At 38.9% G+C, this 20,208-nt stretch carries 19 protein-coding genes; 18 read left to right on the top strand and 1 reads right to left on the bottom strand.

Features of this window, described 5'->3' with window-relative positions:
• Positions 1–63 precede the first annotated feature (63 nt).
• The 18 genes from KW850_RS13660 to KW850_RS13745 all read left to right on the top strand — a co-directional run bounded on the left by KW850_RS13660 (position 64) and on the right by KW850_RS13745 (position 18,501).
• The gene (locus KW850_RS13660) at positions 64–1,812 is read left to right on the top strand and encodes a sensor histidine kinase (RefSeq protein WP_218348131.1); all 1,749 of its coding nucleotides are present in this window, start codon (positions 64–66) and stop codon (positions 1,810–1,812) included.
• Positions 1,813–1,817: 5 nt separating this feature from the next.
• Positions 1,818–2,564, top strand: a complete 747-nt coding sequence (locus tag KW850_RS13665) for a LytR/AlgR family response regulator transcription factor (RefSeq protein WP_218348132.1) — start codon at positions 1,818–1,820, stop codon at positions 2,562–2,564.
• A gap of 143 nt (positions 2,565–2,707) precedes the next feature.
• A complete protein-coding gene (cstA, locus tag KW850_RS13670; protein ID WP_218348133.1) occupies positions 2,708–4,501 on the top strand; it encodes a carbon starvation protein CstA in 1,794 nt (597 codons plus the stop codon).
• A 313-nt stretch (positions 4,502–4,814) separates the two neighbouring features.
• On the top strand, positions 4,815–6,230 hold the full coding sequence (gene bcaP / locus KW850_RS13675) for a branched-chain amino acid transporter BcaP (protein WP_218348134.1): 1,416 nt from the start codon (positions 4,815–4,817) through the stop codon (positions 6,228–6,230).
• 185 nt (positions 6,231–6,415) lie between these two features.
• The gene (locus KW850_RS13680) at positions 6,416–7,663 is read left to right on the top strand and encodes an ATP-binding protein (protein ID WP_218348135.1); all 1,248 of its coding nucleotides are present in this window, start codon (positions 6,416–6,418) and stop codon (positions 7,661–7,663) included.
• 196 nt (positions 7,664–7,859) lie between these two features.
• The gene (locus KW850_RS13685; RefSeq protein ID WP_218348136.1) at positions 7,860–9,023 is read left to right on the top strand and encodes an HD-GYP domain-containing protein; all 1,164 of its coding nucleotides are present in this window, start codon (positions 7,860–7,862) and stop codon (positions 9,021–9,023) included.
• A 126-nt stretch (positions 9,024–9,149) separates the two neighbouring features.
• Positions 9,150–10,349, top strand: coding sequence for a hypothetical protein (locus KW850_RS13690; RefSeq protein ID WP_218348137.1), 1,200 nt, complete (start codon positions 9,150–9,152; stop codon positions 10,347–10,349).
• 141 nt (positions 10,350–10,490) lie between these two features.
• A complete protein-coding gene (locus KW850_RS13695) occupies positions 10,491–11,573 on the top strand; it encodes a hypothetical protein (RefSeq protein ID WP_218348138.1) in 1,083 nt (360 codons plus the stop codon).
• Entirely contained in the window at positions 11,560–13,728 is a 2,169-nt protein-coding gene (locus KW850_RS13700) for a molybdopterin oxidoreductase family protein (RefSeq protein WP_218348139.1), read from the top strand. Before KW850_RS13695 ends, KW850_RS13700 begins: the two co-directional genes overlap by 14 nt.
• Positions 13,729–14,289, top strand: coding sequence for a 4Fe-4S dicluster domain-containing protein (locus tag KW850_RS13705; protein ID WP_007086371.1), 561 nt, complete (start codon positions 13,729–13,731; stop codon positions 14,287–14,289). It begins immediately after the preceding gene.
• Between the two features lie 11 nt (positions 14,290–14,300).
• Complete coding sequence (locus KW850_RS13710; RefSeq protein ID WP_218348140.1) at positions 14,301–14,825, top strand: QcrA and Rieske domain-containing protein; 525 nt, start codon at positions 14,301–14,303, stop codon at positions 14,823–14,825.
• Positions 14,815–15,006: a hypothetical protein gene (locus tag KW850_RS13715; RefSeq protein WP_218348141.1), complete on the top strand. Its 192-nt coding sequence runs from the start codon at positions 14,815–14,817 to the stop codon at positions 15,004–15,006. The genes KW850_RS13710 and KW850_RS13715 overlap by 11 nt, the downstream gene beginning before the upstream one ends.
• Complete coding sequence (locus KW850_RS13720) at positions 14,999–15,310, top strand: hypothetical protein (RefSeq protein ID WP_218348142.1); 312 nt, start codon at positions 14,999–15,001, stop codon at positions 15,308–15,310. Before KW850_RS13715 ends, KW850_RS13720 begins: the two co-directional genes overlap by 8 nt.
• A complete protein-coding gene (locus KW850_RS13725) occupies positions 15,297–15,578 on the top strand; it encodes a hypothetical protein (RefSeq protein ID WP_218348143.1) in 282 nt (93 codons plus the stop codon). The genes KW850_RS13720 and KW850_RS13725 overlap by 14 nt, the downstream gene beginning before the upstream one ends.
• Positions 15,579–15,627: 49 nt before the next feature.
• Entirely contained in the window at positions 15,628–16,290 is a 663-nt protein-coding gene (locus KW850_RS13730; RefSeq protein WP_218348144.1) for a sensor histidine kinase, read from the top strand.
• Between the two features lie 13 nt (positions 16,291–16,303).
• On the top strand, positions 16,304–16,957 hold the full coding sequence (locus KW850_RS13735; protein ID WP_256358247.1) for a response regulator: 654 nt from the start codon (positions 16,304–16,306) through the stop codon (positions 16,955–16,957).
• Between the two features lie 15 nt (positions 16,958–16,972).
• Positions 16,973–17,440: a GAF domain-containing protein gene (locus tag KW850_RS13740; RefSeq protein ID WP_218348145.1), complete on the top strand. Its 468-nt coding sequence runs from the start codon at positions 16,973–16,975 to the stop codon at positions 17,438–17,440.
• Positions 17,440–18,501, top strand: coding sequence for a PAS domain-containing sensor histidine kinase (locus KW850_RS13745; RefSeq protein ID WP_218348146.1), 1,062 nt, complete (start codon positions 17,440–17,442; stop codon positions 18,499–18,501). Before KW850_RS13740 ends, KW850_RS13745 begins: the two co-directional genes overlap by 1 nt.
• A gap of 38 nt (positions 18,502–18,539) precedes the next feature.
• Here the strand turns inward: KW850_RS13745 and KW850_RS13750 are convergent, their stop codons facing one another.
• Positions 18,540–20,195: a glutamine--tRNA ligase/YqeY domain fusion protein gene (locus KW850_RS13750; protein ID WP_218348147.1), complete on the bottom strand. Its 1,656-nt coding sequence runs from the start codon at positions 20,193–20,195 to the stop codon at positions 18,540–18,542.
• Positions 20,196–20,208: the final 13 nt, after the last annotated feature.

Here is a 20,208-nt window from a genome sequence, read left to right on the forward strand (position 1 = left end):
GGACGGTTGGCTTATTTTCTTGGTATAGTAGGAGGGAAAAGTAAAGAAGAAAGGTGAGATACCATGCTCGAATTATTGCCTCTCATGCTTGAACGTGTCGGTATTCTTATCATAGTAGCGTTTCTTCTCTCGAGGATGAAATCATTCCGTCAGGTTATTCATAATGAGCACGGGAATACAGCTAAAGTTGCGATGATTGCTATTTTTGGTGCCTTCGGGGTCATCAGTAACTACACGGGTGTAGAGATTGGACATGGGACGATTACCTCCCAGGACTGGCTGACAAATATGGACAGTGAAAGTGCCATTGCTAATACTAGGATTATGGGAGTAACAATTGGTGGTTTACTTGGCGGACCCATTGTTGGAATTGGAGTCGGTTTAATTGCTGGCATCCACCGTTTAACCTTAGGAGGTTTTACAGCTGAGTCTTGTGCCCTTTCCACGATTATGGCTGGGGTTGTCACCGGTTTTTTAAGCAAGCGCTTTAAAATTAAAGAGGGAATTTCCCCTTGGAAGGCAGTTGTCATGGGGATTTTAATGGAATGTGCCCAAATGGGGATCATTCTTTTACAAGCCCGACCATATAGCGAGGCTGTAAATCTAGTTGAAATCATTGCCCTTCCGATGATTGCGATAAATGGCCTTGGGACCCTTCTTTTTGTATTAATTATACAAGAGATTCTACAAGAGCAAGAGCGAATGAGAGCACTTCAAACACATAAAGCATTATATATTGCCAATCAAACACTCCCCTTCTTCCGACAGGGTTTAAATGTAGATTCATGTACAAAAGCAGCGGAAATTATTCTTAATTGGACCAATGCCGATGCGATTTCGATTACAGATCAGACCCATGTTCTTGCCCATGTTGGTAAAGGCTCAGACCATCATATACCATCAGGCAACATGGCAACCGAATTAACGAAAACGGTTCTCGATCAAGGGGAAATCACGATTGCAATGACTGGTCACGAAATTCAATGCTTTGATCCGAGTTGCCCTTTACAGTCAGCGATCGTCTTGCCACTAAAGGTCCATACTAAAACAGTAGGGACTCTAAAGCTGTATTTCACAGATTCTAGTAAACTAGACCGGGTTGAACAAGAGCTGGCAGAAGGATTGAGCAACTTATTTTCGGTCCAATTAGAAATGGCTGAACTGGAAATCCAAAGAAGATTATTAAAAGATGCGGAGATTAAGGCTTTGCAAGCACAAGTTCATCCCCATTTCTTATTCAATGCCATTAATACCATTTCAAGCCTGATTCGAACAGACGCCGATAAAGCTAGGAGTCTCTTAATCAAACTTAGTACCTTCTTCCGAAGTAACCTGCAAGGTGCAAGGCAAATGCTCATACCGCTGGAAAAAGAACTCGAACATGTTGAGGCTTACCTGACTATTGAGCAAGCACGTTTCCCTGACCGCTATCATGTTGAATTGGATATAGAACCAGCGTTAGAGCTGGTATTAGTTCCGCCATTTACATTGCAACCGCTGGTTGAAAATGCGATTCGTTATGCTTTTCCAAAAGCAAAATTTGGAACTGTAAAAGTCCGTGCTTTTCAGAAAGGGGAGAACATGGTCCTTCTAACTGAGGATGATGGTAAGGGAATCTCAGCAGAACTGCTTGGAACACTTGGTAATCAAACAGTGGATTCATCTGGGGGCACAGGAACGGCACTTTGGAATATCAAAAAGCGAATTGAAGAAATTTATGGTCATAATGCTTCTTTTCAAATCGAAAGCAGCATGGATAAAGGGACGAAAGTATCGATTACACTACCGTTAACACAACAAAAAGTGGGGTGAGGATGTTGTTGAAGGCCTTTATTGTGGATGATGAACCGTTAGCCAGAGATGAGTTGGCTTATCTACTAAAACGAAGCAAACAAATTGAAATCGTGGGGGAATCAGATTGCGTAGAAAACGCATTAGAAAAAATAAGCGATCTTGATCCTGATGTAATCTTCCTAGATATACAGCTCGCTGATGAAAGTGGAATCGAAATTGCTGCTTTTGTTAATAATCTTGATCACCCTCCATTGATTGTGTTTGCAACTGCGTTTGATGAATTTGCTCTTAAAGCGTTCGAATTAAATGCCGTAGATTATATCTTGAAACCTTTTGACGAAAAAAGAGTCTTACAGACTATCGAAAAGCTTTCTAAACTAATAGAAAATAAAAAACAAGCGATTCCTTTTTCAACGCAGAAACATAATGTTATTAACGAAAGGTCAGAAAAGCTCGCGATAACGATTGATGAAAAAATTATTATCGTGAACATAGGCGACATTCTCTATATCGGTACCAATGAGGGAAAAACCGTTATTGCAACAGAGAGTGCCAGATACGCTGTTAGTGATTCACTTGTCACCTTTGAGAGGAAACTGCAGTATTCGTCGATTATTCGTGTCCATCGTGCGTATTTAGTTAATATCGATGCTATTGTTGAGATCGTGCCTTGGTTTAATTCAACCTACAACGTAATTATGAAGGATGGAGAAAAGATTCCGGTAAGTAGAACTTATACAAAAGATCTAAAGCAGCTTCTTGGTTTTTAAGAAGCTGTTTTTTGCATTTCAATCTACTATTCTTGTTTTTCATCCTCTAATCTGTGCATTTTAGCCTGAAAACATAATGTTGGCGTTTTCTTTTTTGTATGATAGAGGCAAGCGAAAAGAAGCATGTAGGAGGTTGAAATAAAATGAATGCGGTTTCAGTTGTAATTGGCTCAATCTGTATTTTAATGATTGCTTATCGTTTATACGGAACATTCATGGCAGCAAAGGTTCTAAAATTAGATGATTCAAAGCCGACACCTGCACATGAATTAAACGATGGAAAAGACTATGTTCCAACTAATAAATGGGTAACATTTGGCCACCACTTTGCAGCAATCGCTGCAGCAGGACCGCTAGTAGGTCCAATCCTTGCAGCACAATTTGGATACTTGCCTGGTCTATTATGGCTTTTAATTGGGGCAGTTATTGGTGGAGCCGTCCATGATGCGGTTGTCCTATTTGCCTCGATGCGCAAAAAAGGTAAGTCCTTATCTGAGGTGGCGAAAGATGAACTAGGACCCGTTGCGGGTTTTTGTACCGGTCTAGCAATGTTGTTCATTATTACCATTACAATGGCTGGTCTTTCCATGGTCGTTCTTCATGCACTTGAACACAATCCATGGGGAACCTTCTCAGTAGGTATTACGATTCCTATTGCGATGTTGGTAGGGATCGCTTATAAGAAAACCGGTAACTTGAAATTAACATCCACAGTTGGATTTATTCTCGTAATGGCCGGAGTGTTTGTTGGACCATCTATTCAAAATACAGTACTAGGTGATTGGCTGACATTGGATACAAAAACATTAGCGGTTATTCTACCGATTTATGCATTCTTTGCAGCAGCGTTGCCAGTATGGCTTTTATTAGCACCACGTGATTACTTAAGTAGTTTTATGAAGATTGGTGTATTTATCGCACTGATCATCGGAGTATTCATTATTAATCCTGCGATTGAAATGCCTGCTTTCACAAAATTCACAGCAGGCGGAGGTCCAGTTTTAGGCGGACCTGTGTGGCCGTTCATCTCGATCACAATAGCTTGTGGTGCGATTTCAGGTTTCCATGCTTTTGTTGGCTCAGGTACGACACCGAAAATGCTTGATCGCTGGTCAGATATTAAGGTTGTAGGTTTCGGGGCGATGCTTGTAGAGTGTGTAGTTGGGATCATGGCATTAATCGCCGCAACAGCTCTTCAGCCGGCAGACTACTTTGCGATTAACTCTACACCTGAAGTCTTTAAAACACTTGGCATGCAGGTCCAGGAGTTACCGAAACTTGCCGCTGAAATCGGCATTGATCTTGAAGGAAGAACCGGCGGGGCGGTGACATTAGCAGTTGGTATGACCTATGTTTTCACATCGATTCCATGGTTTGCAAAATTATCTTCATACTTCTTCCAGTTTGTAATTATGTTTGAAGCGGTATTTATCTTAACAGCCATCGACTCCGGAACACGTGTGGCTCGTTATTTAATCCAAGACTTTTTCGGTGAATTCTATAAGCCGTTAAAGAAGACAGATTGGCTTCCTGGATCTATATTTGCTAGTGCATTAGCGTGTTTTATGTGGGGATACCTGTTATTCTCTGGGGACATTGGTTCCGTTTGGGCATTGTTTGGTGTTTCCAATCAGCTAATGGCATCGATCGGACTAATTGTCGGTGCAACAGTAATTCTAAGTATTGCGGATAAACGACGTTATATGCTGACATGCTTGATACCACTTGCGTATCTCTTTGTAACAGTAAACTATGCAGGTTACTGGATGGTGAAAAATGTGTATCTTAATTCGGCATCTGCAGGTTATAGTGTCTTAAATGGAGTACTATCAATCATTATGTTATTACTGGGTATGATTATTATGATTACAGCTATTAAGAAATGGATTAGTATGTGGAATTCACCACGCGTTAAACTTGAAAGAAAGATTGCTTAGACAAAATTGAACCCGCGGACTCCGGAAGGCTATTCCTTCGAAGTCCACGGGTTTTTGTGTGTTAAGAAAGGTAGAAGACGCTGAAATTATTATATTTTAGGAATTAATTAATTATATCTAAATAGTAGTAACTTATAAGCGAGGAAAAAAGAGTAAGCTAATACTACTATATTTTCCATGGAATTATCTTCAAATAGTTTTATTTTTCAAAATATATTGCTTTTTTGAGAAATTAATTATATTATTTCGATATATAATTTTATGCGGATTATTTTTTCAGAACATTCCGACATAAACAATGGAGGTTTATCCAATGAATTTATTTAGAAAAAAGTCAATTCAGGCTCTCATACAAGAAGCTGGACAAAAAGATGTAGTCTTAAAGAAAGATTTAGGAGCATTTGATTTATCCATGCTTGGAATTGGGGCTATTATAGGAACTGGGATATTTGTATTAACAGGGGTTGCTGCAGCCGAACATGCAGGACCTGCACTTATTTTATCTTTTATTTTATCAGGACTAGCGTGCGTGTTTGCTGCCCTTTGTTATGCGGAATTTGCTTCCACTGTTCCAGTATCGGGAAGTGCATATACGTATAGTTACGCTACCTTTGGAGAGATCATCGCCTGGATATTGGGCTGGGATTTAGTTTTAGAATATGGATTAGCTTCGTCGGCTGTTGCAAGTGGATGGTCAGGGTATTTCCAAGGACTTCTTGCAGGTTTTGGTATTCATTTTCCGAAAGCAATAACAAGTGCTTATGAACCCGCAAACGGTACATTTATCGATGTTCCGGCAATCCTTATCGTATTAATCATTACATTGTTATTAACTCAGGGTGTTAAGAAATCCGCTCGATTTAACACAATTATGGTAATTATTAAGTTGGCCGTTGTTTTATTATTTATCGGTGTAGGTGCTTGGTATGTAAAGCCTGCAAACTGGACACCATTTATGCCATTTGGTTTCTCAGGTGTCACAGCTGGTGCTGCAACTGTATTCTTTGCTTATATAGGTTTTGACGCTGTCTCAACTGCAGCAGAAGAAGTAAAAAATCCGCAAAAGAATATGCCAATTGGTATTATTGCATCTTTACTAGTTTGTACCGTGTTATATATTATTGTTTCTGGAATTCTAACAGGTATCGTTCCTTATCATGAATTAGGTGTGAAAAACCCTGTTGCATTTGCTCTTAATTACATTCATCAAGATTGGGTGGCAGGCTTTATCTCCCTTGGTGCGATTGCAGGTATCACTACTGTATTATTGGTAATGCTTTATGGACAATCTCGATTATTCTATGCGATCAGCCGTGATGGGCTATTGCCTAAAGTATTTTCCAAAGTTGATAAGAAGAAGCAGACACCAATGTTGAATTCATGGATTACTTGTTTACTAGTATCGATTTTTGCAGGATTGATTCCATTAAACAAACTTGCAGAACTAACAAATATCGGAACATTATTTGCCTTTATGACGGTTGCGGTGGGAATTTTATATCTTCGTAAAAATAAGCAAGCACCTAAAACAGGATTCCGTGTTCCGTTTGTACCATATATTCCAATCTTAGCCTTTGTATTTTGTGGATATTTGGCACTTCAGTTACCAAAAACAACGTGGATTAGCTTTGGGATTTGGCTTGTGGTCGGACTATTCGTCTATTTTGGATATGGACGAAAACATTCAACTTTGAATAGGACTGTCGACCAAGTGAAAAAAGCTAGCTAGCAGGAAAAAGAATGAATTGATTGAGCTTACATATGGTAAGCTCTTTTTTTGTGGATTTTATCGAAAAATGTCGAATTTCATTAGGGTTTCAAAAATGATGTCATTTACTTGAAGGAAAGATGATAAAATAAGAGCAGGATTTTATCATAAAATAATTCACGTTGATCAGATTAAGGAGAAACTACATGCAAGATAGCATCAGGAATCCAAAACTTATTTTTGAAGAACGGAAGGCAATCATTCTATTTTTATGGTTGTTTAATTTATTGTATTATTCTTTTGAAATTTTCTATTATTGGATAAGGCCTAAAATAAATATGCGAGCAAGTATTTTTGATACAGATGAGGTTGGTCTGGGAGTATGGTTATATATTCTAATCTTTTGTATGCTGCCATTTGCCATTTATTTTATTAAAAAAGGGAATCCTTACATAGTAAAATACGTCTATATTATTGGCTACATTGTGATTGTTACGATTGACAGCCTGATGACATATTTGGGAACAACTGCTTCATATGGTTCTGGGAATATTGTTGAGGTTTTATTTATCCTTTTTTGTCCTATTTTCGTGAATAAAAATTATTTCTGGGTAGTTTCACTAGGGATGATTGGGAAAGAAATATTATTAGGGGTAATATTGCAAGATCTAAACGTTTTAATTCCAACTGTTATATACATTATCTTGTCTTTGATCGCTTATATTTTATTAATCCGTTTTCATTCATATATTAAAACGCTGACTACTGTCTACGAAGAACTGCGGCACAAAGAAAAGCTTGCAGTGATTGGTCAAATGGCTGCAGCTATTGGTCATGAAATTCGTAATCCCTTATCTTCCTTACGGGGGTTTACACAATTACAGCAAGAACGATACCCAAACACCAATGATTATTATCCCATTATGATTCAGGAAATTGACCGAATCAATTCCATCGTTAATGATCTGATGTATATTGGGAAACCGAGAGTAATCAAATTCGAAAAAGCAAGTATTGAAGAAGTAATTGCCTATACGCTTTCCATTTCGCAACAACAAGCAGAGAGACAAGGTGTTACTGTAGAAACCATAATGGCAGGTCCATTGCCGCCACTCGAATGTGATGAAAAACAATTAAAGCAAGTGTTTATAAATTTAATAAAAAATGCAATCGAAGCTATGCCGGAGGGCGGAAGATTAGAAATTCGTGTTAATGTACTAGAAAAACAGAAAATGGTTGTTTCTATTCAAGATGAAGGCGGAGGAATTGCAGACGAGAACATCCTCAATCTAGGAGAACCATTTTTTACGACGAAAAAGGATGGAACCGGTTTAGGGTTAATGGTTACCAATCAAATCATCAAGGATCATAATGGTGAGATGAAAATAGAAAGTAGTATCGATAAAGGAACTAGAGTAATTGTCTCATTACCGATACTACAAATAGATAAATAGTTCTATAATTATACAAAATTCATCAAAATAAAGTATTTCAAGGGTATTCTTAATGAGATATAATGTAGAAGAATATAGAAAAATAGTAGAAATTGCTTAGGGAAAACTATCAACCTACTATTTGTTATCCCAAAATCCAAAAAAACAGATGATGACATGGGAAGGGTACATGTGTGATGTAGACTTGGAGGATTTTATGATACCACATGAAGAAAAACGGATAATGAAATGGTTTCTTTCATTATTCTATCTCATTTTCATAGGATATGATTATTTTTATTACTTTGTTTTTCCAGTTATACGGGATAAAAAGGTCGGCTTACCAAGTAACTTTTGGTATATTACCTATTTTGTATTAATAATCCTGATACCAATTTCTTACTTTTTAAATAAGATAAAAAAAGGATATTGGGTAAAGTATGTATTTAGCATTACCTATCTTCTTACTGTTTTTGTTGTAGATATATTAACCTTTTATCATAAAAAGCCGGACGATTACACTAGTGGGAATATTGTAGAAGTGTTTTTAGTATTATCATTACCCCTTTTCCTAAATACAAGATATTTTTGGATTATCAGTCTGAGTACTATTTTAAAGTACATCTTGATTGGATTAATATTAAAGTCAGGATATGTTGCTTTGCCAGGAATATTACTAGCTGTCTTAACCATTTTGTCCTTCTTTTTACTAGTCCGCTTTCAGGAATATTTTAAGGCAATTAGTACTGCATACGATAAGCAATTAGAAGGAATCGTAAAAGGGGTTATTGCCACACTAGAATTAAAAGACCCGTATACAAGGGGACATAGCGAACGTGTTGCTAGCTATGCATCCATTTTAGCAAGAGAAATCGGTAAGTTTTCGAAAGAGGAACAAAAATCATTTTATTATGCTTGTTTATTGCATGATATCGGGAAAGTCCATATTCCTGATTCTATATTAATGAAGCCTGGGAAATTGACAAAAGAAGAATTTGAAATAATTAAGTCACATCCAAGTGCTGGTGCGGAAGCAGTCGAGAATGTCGAAGGAATCAAGGATAGTCTATCTGTCATCCGTTCGCATCACGAGAGGTGGGATGGAAAGGGTTATCCTGACCGTTTAGCTGGCGAAGAAATTCCCTTACTAGCAAGAGTCACAGCTATTGCCGATGCATTTGATGCAATGACATCATCCAGATCGTACAGAGCAGCAATGCCAGTGGAAGAAGCCTATAAGCGAATTATTGAAGGAAAGGATTCACAGTTTGATCCATCGTTGGTAGAGAATTTTATTAAAGTATTTCCAGCATGGGTCGACTTTCACAAAAAATATCCATGGAATAAAGAAAAGGCTTTACTGAAGGAGGTGGAAGGATGAAAATCCGTAAACTGAAGAAGGTAAAAACTACATGTTGGTGGTGCGGCTTTTTCGGATTAGGGGGATAAGATGCTAGCGAAAGCTAAGCATCTTTTTTTAATACTATTTATAAGATAGGGTGTTGAAATGAGCCTTACACTCGATTCACGTCTATTGTTGGAACCAGTCGACATTCACAAGGATAAAAAAAATTATATTGTTGAAGATAAGGATACAGGTGAATTCTATGAAATGACTGAGGTATGTATAGATGCAATCAATAAGATGAACAATGGAGTGCCATTAGGGCAAATCGAAAAGCATCTTAAAGAAAAATATCCTAAAGAAGTAGTAGACTTAATCGATTTTGCCAATCAACTCCTTGAACTTAATTTGATTGATCAAATTGATGGCATAAAGGTTGAAAAACAGCACCGAGAAAAGGTCGAGTTAGGTTTTTTACGGATTTCCCCCAAGCTAGGGAAATTCTTTTTTAATAGGTTTACATATCCTTTTTATATGATACTATTTGTAGTCATTCTTATCCTTTTTATCAAGAATCCTTCTTTAATTCCGCAGCGTGATGATATTTTTGTGTTTGATATTATGGTGTACAATGTTTTTTTATGGCTGGCATTTTCATTTTTTCTTGTGCTTATTCACGAATTTGGACATGTGTTAGCAATGCGAGCACAGAATCTCCCGACAAAAGTAGAGGTTAGCCATCGTTTGTTCTTTGTTGTCCTTGAAACCGATATGTCACCGGTATGGAAACTTGCACCTAAAGATCGAAATATTCTTTTTTTAGCAGGCCTATGCTTTGATATGGTCATCCTCTTTTTTTCTCTTATCTATTTGTTAATGTTCCCTAACGGTCCAAGGCTTGCCAATGCTTTAATGAGTCTTGCTGTTTTTGATATCGTGATGAGGGTAATTTTTCAATGCTGTATATATATGAAAACTGATCTATACTTTGTCTTTGAAAATTTATCAGGCTGTTACAATTTGATGGAAAATGCAATTCAGACCATTAGAAAGCGTCTTTCTATTCTTAAAGTGAGATTACGAGGAGAAGTGATCTTTGCGAGTGAAAGAACTACGATTATCATTTATTCCATCTTTTATATGCTTGGGATTGCTGTAACTATAGCTGTATATTCCATTTATTATATCCCTGAGGTGATCTATGCGGGAAACCATCTACTCCCAGGTTTTTCACAAAGCCCAACAAATCTGGCTTTCTGGGATGCGCTGGTTTTCTCACTTCAAGTTTCCATCTACTTGCTGTTACTGCTGTACTCTTGGCGGAAAAAATACAAACATCATAAGCTTCGAAACGAAATGTGACAAACCTTTGTCTAAAATAATATTTCTAGGGGTTTTTCCCCCCTATGATAGGGGAACTCCCTGATATTTATAACACTGCCGTTTTTCTTACAATAAGAGTATGAAAAACGGCAGTGTTATTTTTATTTAGGAGGAACTCCCATGGAAGCCAATATTGCAACGACTAAAAAACAAGGGCGATCAGTTAATGATGCGTTTGCATCCCATTTTGCTAAATCAATGTTTCTAACGGTTGTCGGACTGGCGATTTTAACATTTATCGGCACTAGAATGTTTACACATATCGACTTAAATCTTTATGGATATATGGTTGGAACGCTTATATTTATCGGAGGATTTTTCTATCGCTTTATTGCTTGGGGGGAAAGACCGCCAACCAAAATTTTTATCAAAAAAGGTTTAAAGCTATTGTTTCGAAAAAGTACACCTAAAACGGCTGTTAATCATTTAGCCATTTACGATTTCATCCGGAATCGTGGGATTTACCGCTGGGTTCAGCACATTCTTATCGGGTGGGGATGTGTACTTGCGTGCTTGGTGACATTCCCGCTTGTGTTTAGCTGGATGTATTTTACGATGGAAGACAATGGCTACTATACGATTGTGCTATTTGGAATGAACGTAATGCATGTTAAAGCAGAAGGCATTATTGCTTGGTTATCTTATAATGCCCTTAATATTGCCGCTATCATGGTAACGGCTGGTGTGTGTATGGCCTTATACCGCCGCTTAAAAAATATGCAGGCAAGAGCAGAACAAAAATTTATGTACGATTTCTTACCGCTTTACTTATTATTATTTATTTCTGTTACAGGCTTACTGTTAACCTTTCAAAACATAGTACTGCATGGCTGGATGCAGCCGCAAATGTCATTGATCCACCAATTTTCCGTAATCGTGACATTAATTTATTTACCATTTGGAAAGTTAGCTCACATTCCATTCCGTCCAATGAGCGTGTTTGCTAGAAATTACCGTGAACATTATGGTGAACAGCAAATGAAAAAATGTAAAGTGTGCGGCGACCATTTTGTATCCGTGGAGCAATCGAATGATGTGATTCAAGTTTTAGGAGTCAATGAAATGGAATTTAATATGCAGGATGGTTTTAATCTTGCTGAACTATGCCTGCCATGTCGCAGAAAATATAGAATCTCAAGATTCTCAGGCTTTGCAACACATCAAGTTAAGGTCAAGGAGGCAAACCAGAATGCAAAGGGATAAGTTTTTTAAAGAAATAGAAAATCTTCGTCATCCAAATGAAACGCTCGTAAAAACTCACTGCAGCTATTGCGGGATGCAATGTGGAATGAACCTGCGTGTTAATACAAAAACAAATAAAATCATCGGGGTGGAACCACGTTATGACTGGCCGGTAACCGTCGGAAAAATGTGCCCTAAAGGGGTTACTGCTTACCAGCAAACCAATCATGATGATCGGATTTTAAAACCATTAATTCGTGATGATGCATCATTAAAGGGTACAAAAGAAGGATTCCGAGAAGCAACATGGGATGAGGCTTATGATTTAATCGTGAAAAAATTTCAAGAGCTTCAAAAAAATTATGGTAAGGATTCACTTAGTGTCTATAGTGGTGTATCCATGACAAACGAAAAATGTTATTTGACAGGGAAGTTTGCCAGAGTTGGGCTACAAACACGCTTCATTGATTATAACGGCCGTTTCTGTATGGCAAGTGCAGCAGGTGGATTTATGAGATCCTTCGGAGTTGACCGTGGATCGACCCTTCCTTGGACAGATCTTCACGAAACAGATTGCTTGTTTATTGCGGGAAGTAATACGGCTGAGTGTCATCCAACTTCCATGTTCCGAGTGTGGGCTGTACAGGAAAGAGGAGGTTACTTAATTGTAGCTGACCCTCGTGAAACTCCTATTGCAAGAAGAGCGGATGTTCATTTGGATTTACGTCCTGGAACAGACCTTGCATTAGCAAACGGAATTCTAAATTTACTTATTCAAAAGGGTTATGCGGATGAAGAATTCGTAAACAATCATACAAATGGTTTTGAAGAAACAAAAGAATTGGTGAAAGAATTTACTCCAGAGTATACGAGTGAACTGACTGGAGTGGCTCCTGAAAAAATTATCCGTGCCGCAGAAATCTACGGTAAAGCACCAAATGCAATTGTCTTGTTTGCCAGAGGAATTGAGCAGCAGCATAAAGGTGTTGATAACGTTTCAGCATACACAAACATGGCACTTGTCACAGGGAAAATTGGCCGCCCTAAAGCTGGAGTTGCAACATTTACTGGTCAAGGTAACGGTCAAGGAGGCCGTGAGCACGGTCAAAAAGCAGATGCCCTTCCAGGGTATCGTAAAATTGCAAATCCTGAGCATGTAAAGGCAGTAGCTAAAGTGTGGGGAATTGAACCGGAAGAGATGCCGAGAGAGGGTGTATCTGCTTACGAAATGTTCGGATTAATGGAGCAGAAAACCATCCGTGGATTGTACCTGCTTTGCTCCAATCCCGCCGTATCAGCTCCGAACCTAAATTATGTACGTGAACAAATGAAAAATCTGGACTTTATGGTATGTGCAGACTTTTACTTATCTGAATCAGCAGAGTTTGCTGATGTTATCCTTCCAACGACAACCTGGTCAGAAGACGAAGGAACAGTCACGAACCTTGAAGGACGCTGTATTAAAATTAACAAGGCTCAAGAACCGATTGGGGAATCGAAGCCGGATTGGCAAATTCAAGTTGAATTATGCGAGCGTCTAGGCAGAGGAAAATACTTCTCTCATCTAAAAACAGCCAGTGATGTCGGGGATGAATTCCGTTTAGCTTCTAAAGGCGGCTATGCTGATTACTATGGTATCACTTGGGATAAAATCGAAAAGCAAGACGGTGTGTTCTGGCCTTGTAAAGACGAAAATGATCCTGGAACACCACATATGTTTTTAGATAAAAAATTCTATCATCCAGATGGAAAGGCAAAAATTTGTGCTTTACCATATCGTCCGCCAGCAGAAGAGCCGTGTGAAGATTATCCTTTGCGCTTAACAACAGGACGTGTCGTCTACCATTATCTTTCTGGGAATCAGACTCGCCGGATTCAGTTTTTACGTGATATGTGCCCGGAGCCTTATGTAGAAGTACATCCAGAAACAGCTGCAAAATATAACATTGAACACGAAGAATTTGTTCGCCTTTTTACACGTAGAGGTGAGGCTGAATATAAAGTGAAAATCACGGAAGCCATCCGAAAAGATACCGTTTTTGTTCCATACCATTTTGGTCACGATAAATCTATTAATCTACTAACTATTGCAGCGCTTGATCCAATGTCAAGGATGCCGGAATTCAAAGCGTGTGCAGCGCAGATTGAAAAACTAGAAATGAAGAAGGTGCATTAAATGAAAAAGAGGCTATATCTTGAACTTGAAAACTGTATAGGGTGCCGTTCATGTTTGGCGGCTTGTACACAGTGTGGTGGCCATGAGGAACGTAACCGTAACTATGTTTACGATGTGAACCCGCTTGTAAACCGTCAAACAATGCCTCTTATGTGCCTGCACTGCGTAAATCCTGCTTGTGCTAGAAGCTGTCCAGCCCAGGCCATCCAAATCCATGAAACTGGTGCTGTGCTCTCCGCTCTAGTGGAAAAGTGTATAGGCTGCCAAAACTGTACGATTGCATGCCCATATGGAATACCGAAGTTTGATACTGAGCAAAATCTAATGTACAAGTGTGATCTTTGTATCGATCGTACCAAGGATGGTATCCCCCCAATGTGTGCGAGTGTCTGCCCTTCGAATACATTACAATGGCTGACAGATGAAGAGATTGAAGCAAAACAAAAGCAATTTAACCTAGATAACGGTAAATGGGTTACAAGTATGCCTTATTTAGAAGGCGAAACAAATGTAAAAGTGAACCTGCCTGGTATTCTGCAGGGCGTCACTAAACTGTTTTAGGAGGGATTCTCATGACAGACAAAAATAATAAAATCCCGTTCAATGAAGATAATTACACCCATAATATAAACCGCAACAATGAAAGAAAACTTGACCGCCGCGGCTTTATGAAAACACTAGTTGGAGCAGCAGGAGTATTTGCTGTTTCCTCTCTTCCCTGGGGGGCATTGGCGGCAAAAGAATTAACAGGACTGGGAGACAAAAAATATCCAAAGCAAAAAATTACCGATGTTAACTCATTGCCTGTAGGAGATGCGGTTGACTTTGCCTTTCCAGGTGAACATGATAGTGCTATTTTAATTAGATTGTCTGAAAAAAAATATGTAGCTTACCAAAATGCGTGCACCCACTTAAGATGCCCTGTGTTTTGGAAAAAGGATGAAGGAGAAATGCTTTGTCCTTGCCATCACGGAAAGTTCGATGTGGAAACGGGTGCGCCAATTGCTGGTCCTCCGCGACGTCCGCTTCCTGAAATTTATGTAAAAGTAGAAAGCGGTGTGGTTTATGCCGTGGGGGTGAAACGTTATGAAGCGTAGTTACCTGCCTGTCGCCCTCCTTTTAGCTGTTTTATTGTTAAACATTATCTTTACACAATATATGGTACATCAATATTTCTATGAAAATTATACAAATACGATCATAGCCGCGGTCATCAATGTAATTTTATTTCCAATCGCCTTCCTTATTTATAAAAAAGGTGTGAATATCAATGACTAGTGAGACTTATATAGATTTTTGTTTTGTCCGTCCGGAAGCAAGCGGTTTTATAGCTGAAATCGATGAGTTATTAAAGAATACCTTTGCGAAAAAACGCCTGAATTGGTTTCTAGAAGAAAAAACGCTTGATGGGGCCGAGATGGTTATTGCAGAAATAAAGGGAATGAGTGACTGGGGTTCTGAAGACGAAACCATTCAATTTATCGAGGAAAACGCCGGGGAGAAGTTTTGGGAGTATCTGCAAGGGTATAAGATGTTCATCTATCCAGTGAAGAGAGGATGTAACAGCTGTGGAACTCATTAAGTTAGAAGATGTGAGCCGGTTTGTTGGTGTGCCAGTCGAGATAGCCATTCGAGATGCAGAGGGTGGAGACCAAGCACCCACTGTAAAGAAAATAGTAAAAAAGACGCAATTTTGTCCTGATGGAACACATATCCGCTTTTACTTTGATGATTTTTATTTTCTTGCCGTACCGATTTCTTCTCAAGTAAGAGAGTCGGAAGAGCAATGGACAGCTTTTGATTCAGAAAGCGGCTTAACATATACTATAAAAAAGGTACAGGTTTTCTAAAAAGAACCTGCCTTTTTTATATAAATTAACAAATTATTGGAGGAGCGAGATGGATGGTTTAAACTCAAAACAGCAGATTAGCTCTTATATTATTAATTCCCAAGAGGAAGAGATCAAACGGATAGCCTTAGAGCTTCACGAAGGTGTCGGACAAAATCTATATAGTATTTTAACAGGCTTGCAGTTTATTGAATCAGGTACAAAAGAGCCAGAAATGAAACATTATGTGCGCGACATGGCACAGTTGATTGAAAAGACCATTCAAGAAATTAGGCTATTATCTGTTGAATTACATCCCCCTACCCTGACAACGCTTGGTCTACTACCGGCGATGAGAAGTTATCTTAAGTTATATACATCAACGTTTGGGATCCTCGTGGATTTAGAATCAACTGGTGAAGAAAAATGGATATCTGAAAAAAATAGAATTACTGTATTTCGTGTATGCCAGGAGGCACTTGCCAATATCGCTAAGTATGCAGATACTTCTAATGTAACCATTAAATTCAATTGGACTGAGAAAGAATTGAATATTACTATTTATGATTTTGGCAAAGGATTTCAACCCGAGGAATACCATTACATGAATCCACTATCAGGACTTGCCGCCATGAAAGAACGGATGCTTCTGACTGGCGGACAATGTAACATTTCTTCTAAAATAGGGGAAGGAACATCTATAGTACTATCTCTTCCGATAAACCGAGATTAAAGGAGAATTAAGATTGATAAAAATCCTTTTGGTTGATGACCATGCTGTTGTTAGAATGGGTCTTAAGATGCTGTTAAACACAAATCCTGAAATGGAGGTAATTGGTGAAGCATCGGAAGGCAATGAAGGAATCAAACAAGCGTTAAAGTTAAAACCTAATGTGGTGGTAATGGATTTAAGTATGCCACATGGAAAAGACGGATTATCGGCTACAATGGAATTAAAAAAGTTAATGCCTGAGGTTAATATCTTAATATTAACGATGCATAATGATGAGGAGTATCTTTTTCGTGCCATTCAAGGGGGAGCATCTGGCTGTATCTTAAAAAGTGCTCCACATGACGAATTAATGTCGGCCATCCAGTCGGTTGCAGCAGGGGATGCCTATTTGCATCCTTCGGCACAGAAGAGGTTGATGGAAGAATATTTAAGCAGCTTAAAACAAGATGGCAATGATACATACAATCTTTTATCTGACCGGGAGAAAGAAGTTCTTACACTTATAGCAAAAGGGTATTCCAATAAGGAAATCGCTGAACAATTGGTAATCAGTGTAAAAACGGTCGAAACCCATAAAGGGAACTTGATGGAAAAACTACAGATGAAAACCAGACCTGAGTTGGTGGAATATGCCGTAAGAAAAGGGTTATTGGGGTTTGGTATTTAAGGAGAATTTCTTGGGATGAAAGAGATTAAGGGATTGCAAGAAGTGATTGAGGTGTGTAACAGGCTGATAACTGTTACAAGCTGCGAATTTGTTGCTCTGGCCTTGCAAAATGAAGTAGGCCCCGATGTTAGGTGGCATTATGCTGCTGGCAATTTAAATGACAAATACAAAAGAATTACCGTCCGTTTCGGAAAAGGTATTGCGGGAAAGATTATTTCAAGCGGCAGCCCGATGATGATAATTGATTTTCCAAACGGAATATTCGGAAAAGTAACAGACCATCCAATCATGCTTGCTGAAAAACTTGTATCCACCTATGCTGTCCCTTTATTTTTTTATGGTGCTCCTAAAGGGGTTTTACTTATTGGGAATAGGAAGGCATCGACGTTTTCAGAAATTGACCAGGAACAAGTAAAAGAATCGGCCCAAGCCTTGGAACAGATTTTAAAGGCAGATATTATGAAAGATGCAGGGAGAAGCTAATGGACAAGAAACATGACCAGCCTGCAAATCATTCCGCAGATCTAGAGTTAGAATTAAAAAAATCGATGCAGGAATTAGTTGATATAAAGTTTGCGCTTGATGAATCTTCAATTGTAGCCATCACCAATTCTCGAGGCATGATTACATATGTGAATGATCAATTTTGTCATATCTCGAAATATTCGAGAGAAGAACTGTTGGGGCAAGATCATCGAATTGTCAATTCCGGATACCATTCAAGAGATTTCTTTAAAGAAATGTGGAGAACAATTGGGACCGGAAAAGTATGGAAAGGCGAAATCTGCAATAGGGCAAAAGATGGGACCTATTATTGGGTAGATACCACGATTGTTCCTTTTTTTAATGACCAGGGAAAACCGTACCAATACTTGGCGATTCGTTATGAAATTACCGAGCGAAAGAGAGTCGAACGGGAGCTGCAAAAAATGATGACAACCATCATCAACGTTCAAGAAGAAGAACGAAAACGATTGTCACGTAATTTACACGATGGGATTGGTCAAAACCTTTATAGTCATTTGATCACCATAAACCGTCTCTTAGCCGAAATGGACCATCCGCTTCTTCTGCAGATGCAAACCGAAGCAACCGAATTGATTGAAGAAATCCGTGAAATCTCATGGGAGCTGCGTCCCTCCGTACTAGATGACCTGGGATTAGTACCAGCGATTCGGTCGTTTTTATCCCGTTATTCTGATCATTACAATATTGATGTGTATTTTGAATGCGTGTTAAATCGACGCTTGGATATCAGAATAGAACTCACAATTTACCGGATCATACAGGAGGCGCTCACGAATGTTCGCAAATATGCGGAAGTTGCCCAAGCGAAAGTCACTATTAGAGAAATAGATGATGTCATCAGAGTAATGATTGAGGATAAAGGAAAGGGGTTTGATGTAAAGAATCAAACCGTTGGTGTTGGTTTGTTTAGTATGGATGAGCGAGCACGCTCGGTGGGTGGAGAGCTAGTCATTAGTTCTTCTCCAGGGAAGGGGACTAAATTGATATTGGAAGTACCGAGTATGAATGTAGAATAGAAAAGAACCAGGCAACGATTAATGCCTGGTTCTTTCTTTTAAATTTTAAATGAGCTTTTTAAAGAAACGATACGGTTAAAGACGAGTTTATCGACGGTTGTATGTTTCGGATCGACGTTAAAGTATCCATGTCTAAAGAATTGGAACTTTTCTTGTGGTCTGCTTTCCTTCATGTTCGGCTCGACAAAGCCTTGTAACACCTCAAGCGAATTTGGATTTACGTTGTCTAGGAAAGTCTTTTCACTACCGCTTTCATCGTCTGCTTTTTCCAAAATAAGTGGTTCGTAGAGACGGAATTCAGCTGGAACGGCATGGGCCGCTTCAACCCAATGGATTGTTCCTTTCACCTTTCTGCCCGTAAAGCCGGTTCCACTTTTGGTTTCAGGATCGTAAGTGCAGCGCAGTTCGACAACATTACCGTTCGGATCCTTGACAACTTCTTCACATTTAATGAAATAGGCATTTTTTAGCCGGACCTCATTACCAGGGAACAGACGGAAATACTTTTTAGGCGGTTCTTCCATAAAGTCGTCCTGTTCAATATAAATTTCTCTTGAGAATGGAATTTTCCTCATACCCATTTCAGGATTTTCTGGATTGATTTCTGCATCTAGGAGTTCAATTTGTCCTTCTGGGTAATTTGTAATGACAACCTTTAATGGGTTGATCACACCCATGGTTCGCGGTGCTTTCAGTTTTAGGTCTTCGCGGACAAAGTGTTCTAGCATTTGTGAATCAACTGCCCCAGAACCTTTGTGAACACCGGTTTCCCGGACAAACGCCACAATTGATTCTGGCGTGAAGCCTTTTCTTCTCATCCCGGAAATGGTTGGCATGCGCGGGTCATCCCAGCCATCCACGAACCCTTCATCTACTAATTGCTTAAGCTTCCGTTTACTCATCACTGTATTAGTCACATTTAAGCGGCCGAATTCAATTTGTTGTGGAGTGCTCTCCATTTCGCATTGTTCCACTACCCAATTATAAAGAGGCCGTTGATCTTCAAATTCAATCGTACAGATGGAGTGGGTTACCCCCTCAATTGCATCTTCAATTGGATGGGCAAAAGCATACATCGGATAAATGCACCACTTGTCACCTGTATTATGATGGGTTGCATGGGCAATTCGGTAGATAACAGGATCGCGTAAATTGATATTTGGTGATGACATATCAATTTTCGCTCGTAGAACCTTTTGACCGTTATCATAGACACCGTCACGCATCTTTTCAAATAGTTCAAGGTTCTCCTCAATTGACCGAGTTCGGTAAGGGCTATCCTTTCCAGGCTCTGTTAGTGTCCCTCGGTATTGGCGGATTTCGTCAGCTGACAAGTCATCAACATAGGCTAACCCTTTTTTAATTAATAGAACCGCACGTTTATACATTTCTTCAAAATAATTAGATGCAAATAATAAGTTATCCCATTCAAAACCTAACCATTTTACATCCTCTTTGATTGAGTTTACATATTCGATATCTTCTTTTAAAGGATTGGTATCGTCAAAACGTAAATTTGTCAACCCGTTAAACTCATCAGCTAAGCCGAAGTTGATGACAATTGATTTTGCATGTCCAATATGTAAATAACCGTTTGGCTCTGGCGGGAACCGTGTGATGATTTTGTTGTGCTTTCCAGTTTCAATATCTTTTATCATAATATCTTTAATAAAATTTGATGTGTGATTGTCCACCCTTTTCAACCTC

Source organism: Bacillus sp. sid0103 (assembly GCF_019219025.1).

Coding starts and splice junctions, on each gene's coding strand:
- bcaP (WP_218348134.1), top strand. CDS start 4,815: ATGAATTTATTTAGAAAAAAGTCAATTCAGGCTCTCATACAAGAAGCT.
- KW850_RS13705 (WP_007086371.1), top strand. CDS start 13,729: ATGAAAAAGAGGCTATATCTTGAACTTGAAAACTGTATAGGGTGCCGT.
- KW850_RS13680 (WP_218348135.1), top strand. CDS start 6,416: ATGCAAGATAGCATCAGGAATCCAAAACTTATTTTTGAAGAACGGAAG.
- KW850_RS13695 (WP_218348138.1), top strand. CDS start 10,491: ATGGAAGCCAATATTGCAACGACTAAAAAACAAGGGCGATCAGTTAAT.
- KW850_RS13700 (WP_218348139.1), top strand. CDS start 11,560: ATGCAAAGGGATAAGTTTTTTAAAGAAATAGAAAATCTTCGTCATCCA.
- cstA (WP_218348133.1), top strand. CDS start 2,708: ATGAATGCGGTTTCAGTTGTAATTGGCTCAATCTGTATTTTAATGATT.
- KW850_RS13715 (WP_218348141.1), top strand. CDS start 14,815: ATGAAGCGTAGTTACCTGCCTGTCGCCCTCCTTTTAGCTGTTTTATTG.
- KW850_RS13720 (WP_218348142.1), top strand. CDS start 14,999: ATGACTAGTGAGACTTATATAGATTTTTGTTTTGTCCGTCCGGAAGCA.
- KW850_RS13660 (WP_218348131.1), top strand. CDS start 64: ATGCTCGAATTATTGCCTCTCATGCTTGAACGTGTCGGTATTCTTATC.
- KW850_RS13685 (WP_218348136.1), top strand. CDS start 7,860: ATGATACCACATGAAGAAAAACGGATAATGAAATGGTTTCTTTCATTA.
- KW850_RS13690 (WP_218348137.1), top strand. CDS start 9,150: ATGAGCCTTACACTCGATTCACGTCTATTGTTGGAACCAGTCGACATT.
- KW850_RS13740 (WP_218348145.1), top strand. CDS start 16,973: ATGAAAGAGATTAAGGGATTGCAAGAAGTGATTGAGGTGTGTAACAGG.
- KW850_RS13745 (WP_218348146.1), top strand. CDS start 17,440: ATGGACAAGAAACATGACCAGCCTGCAAATCATTCCGCAGATCTAGAG.
- KW850_RS13710 (WP_218348140.1), top strand. CDS start 14,301: ATGACAGACAAAAATAATAAAATCCCGTTCAATGAAGATAATTACACC.
- KW850_RS13730 (WP_218348144.1), top strand. CDS start 15,628: ATGGATGGTTTAAACTCAAAACAGCAGATTAGCTCTTATATTATTAAT.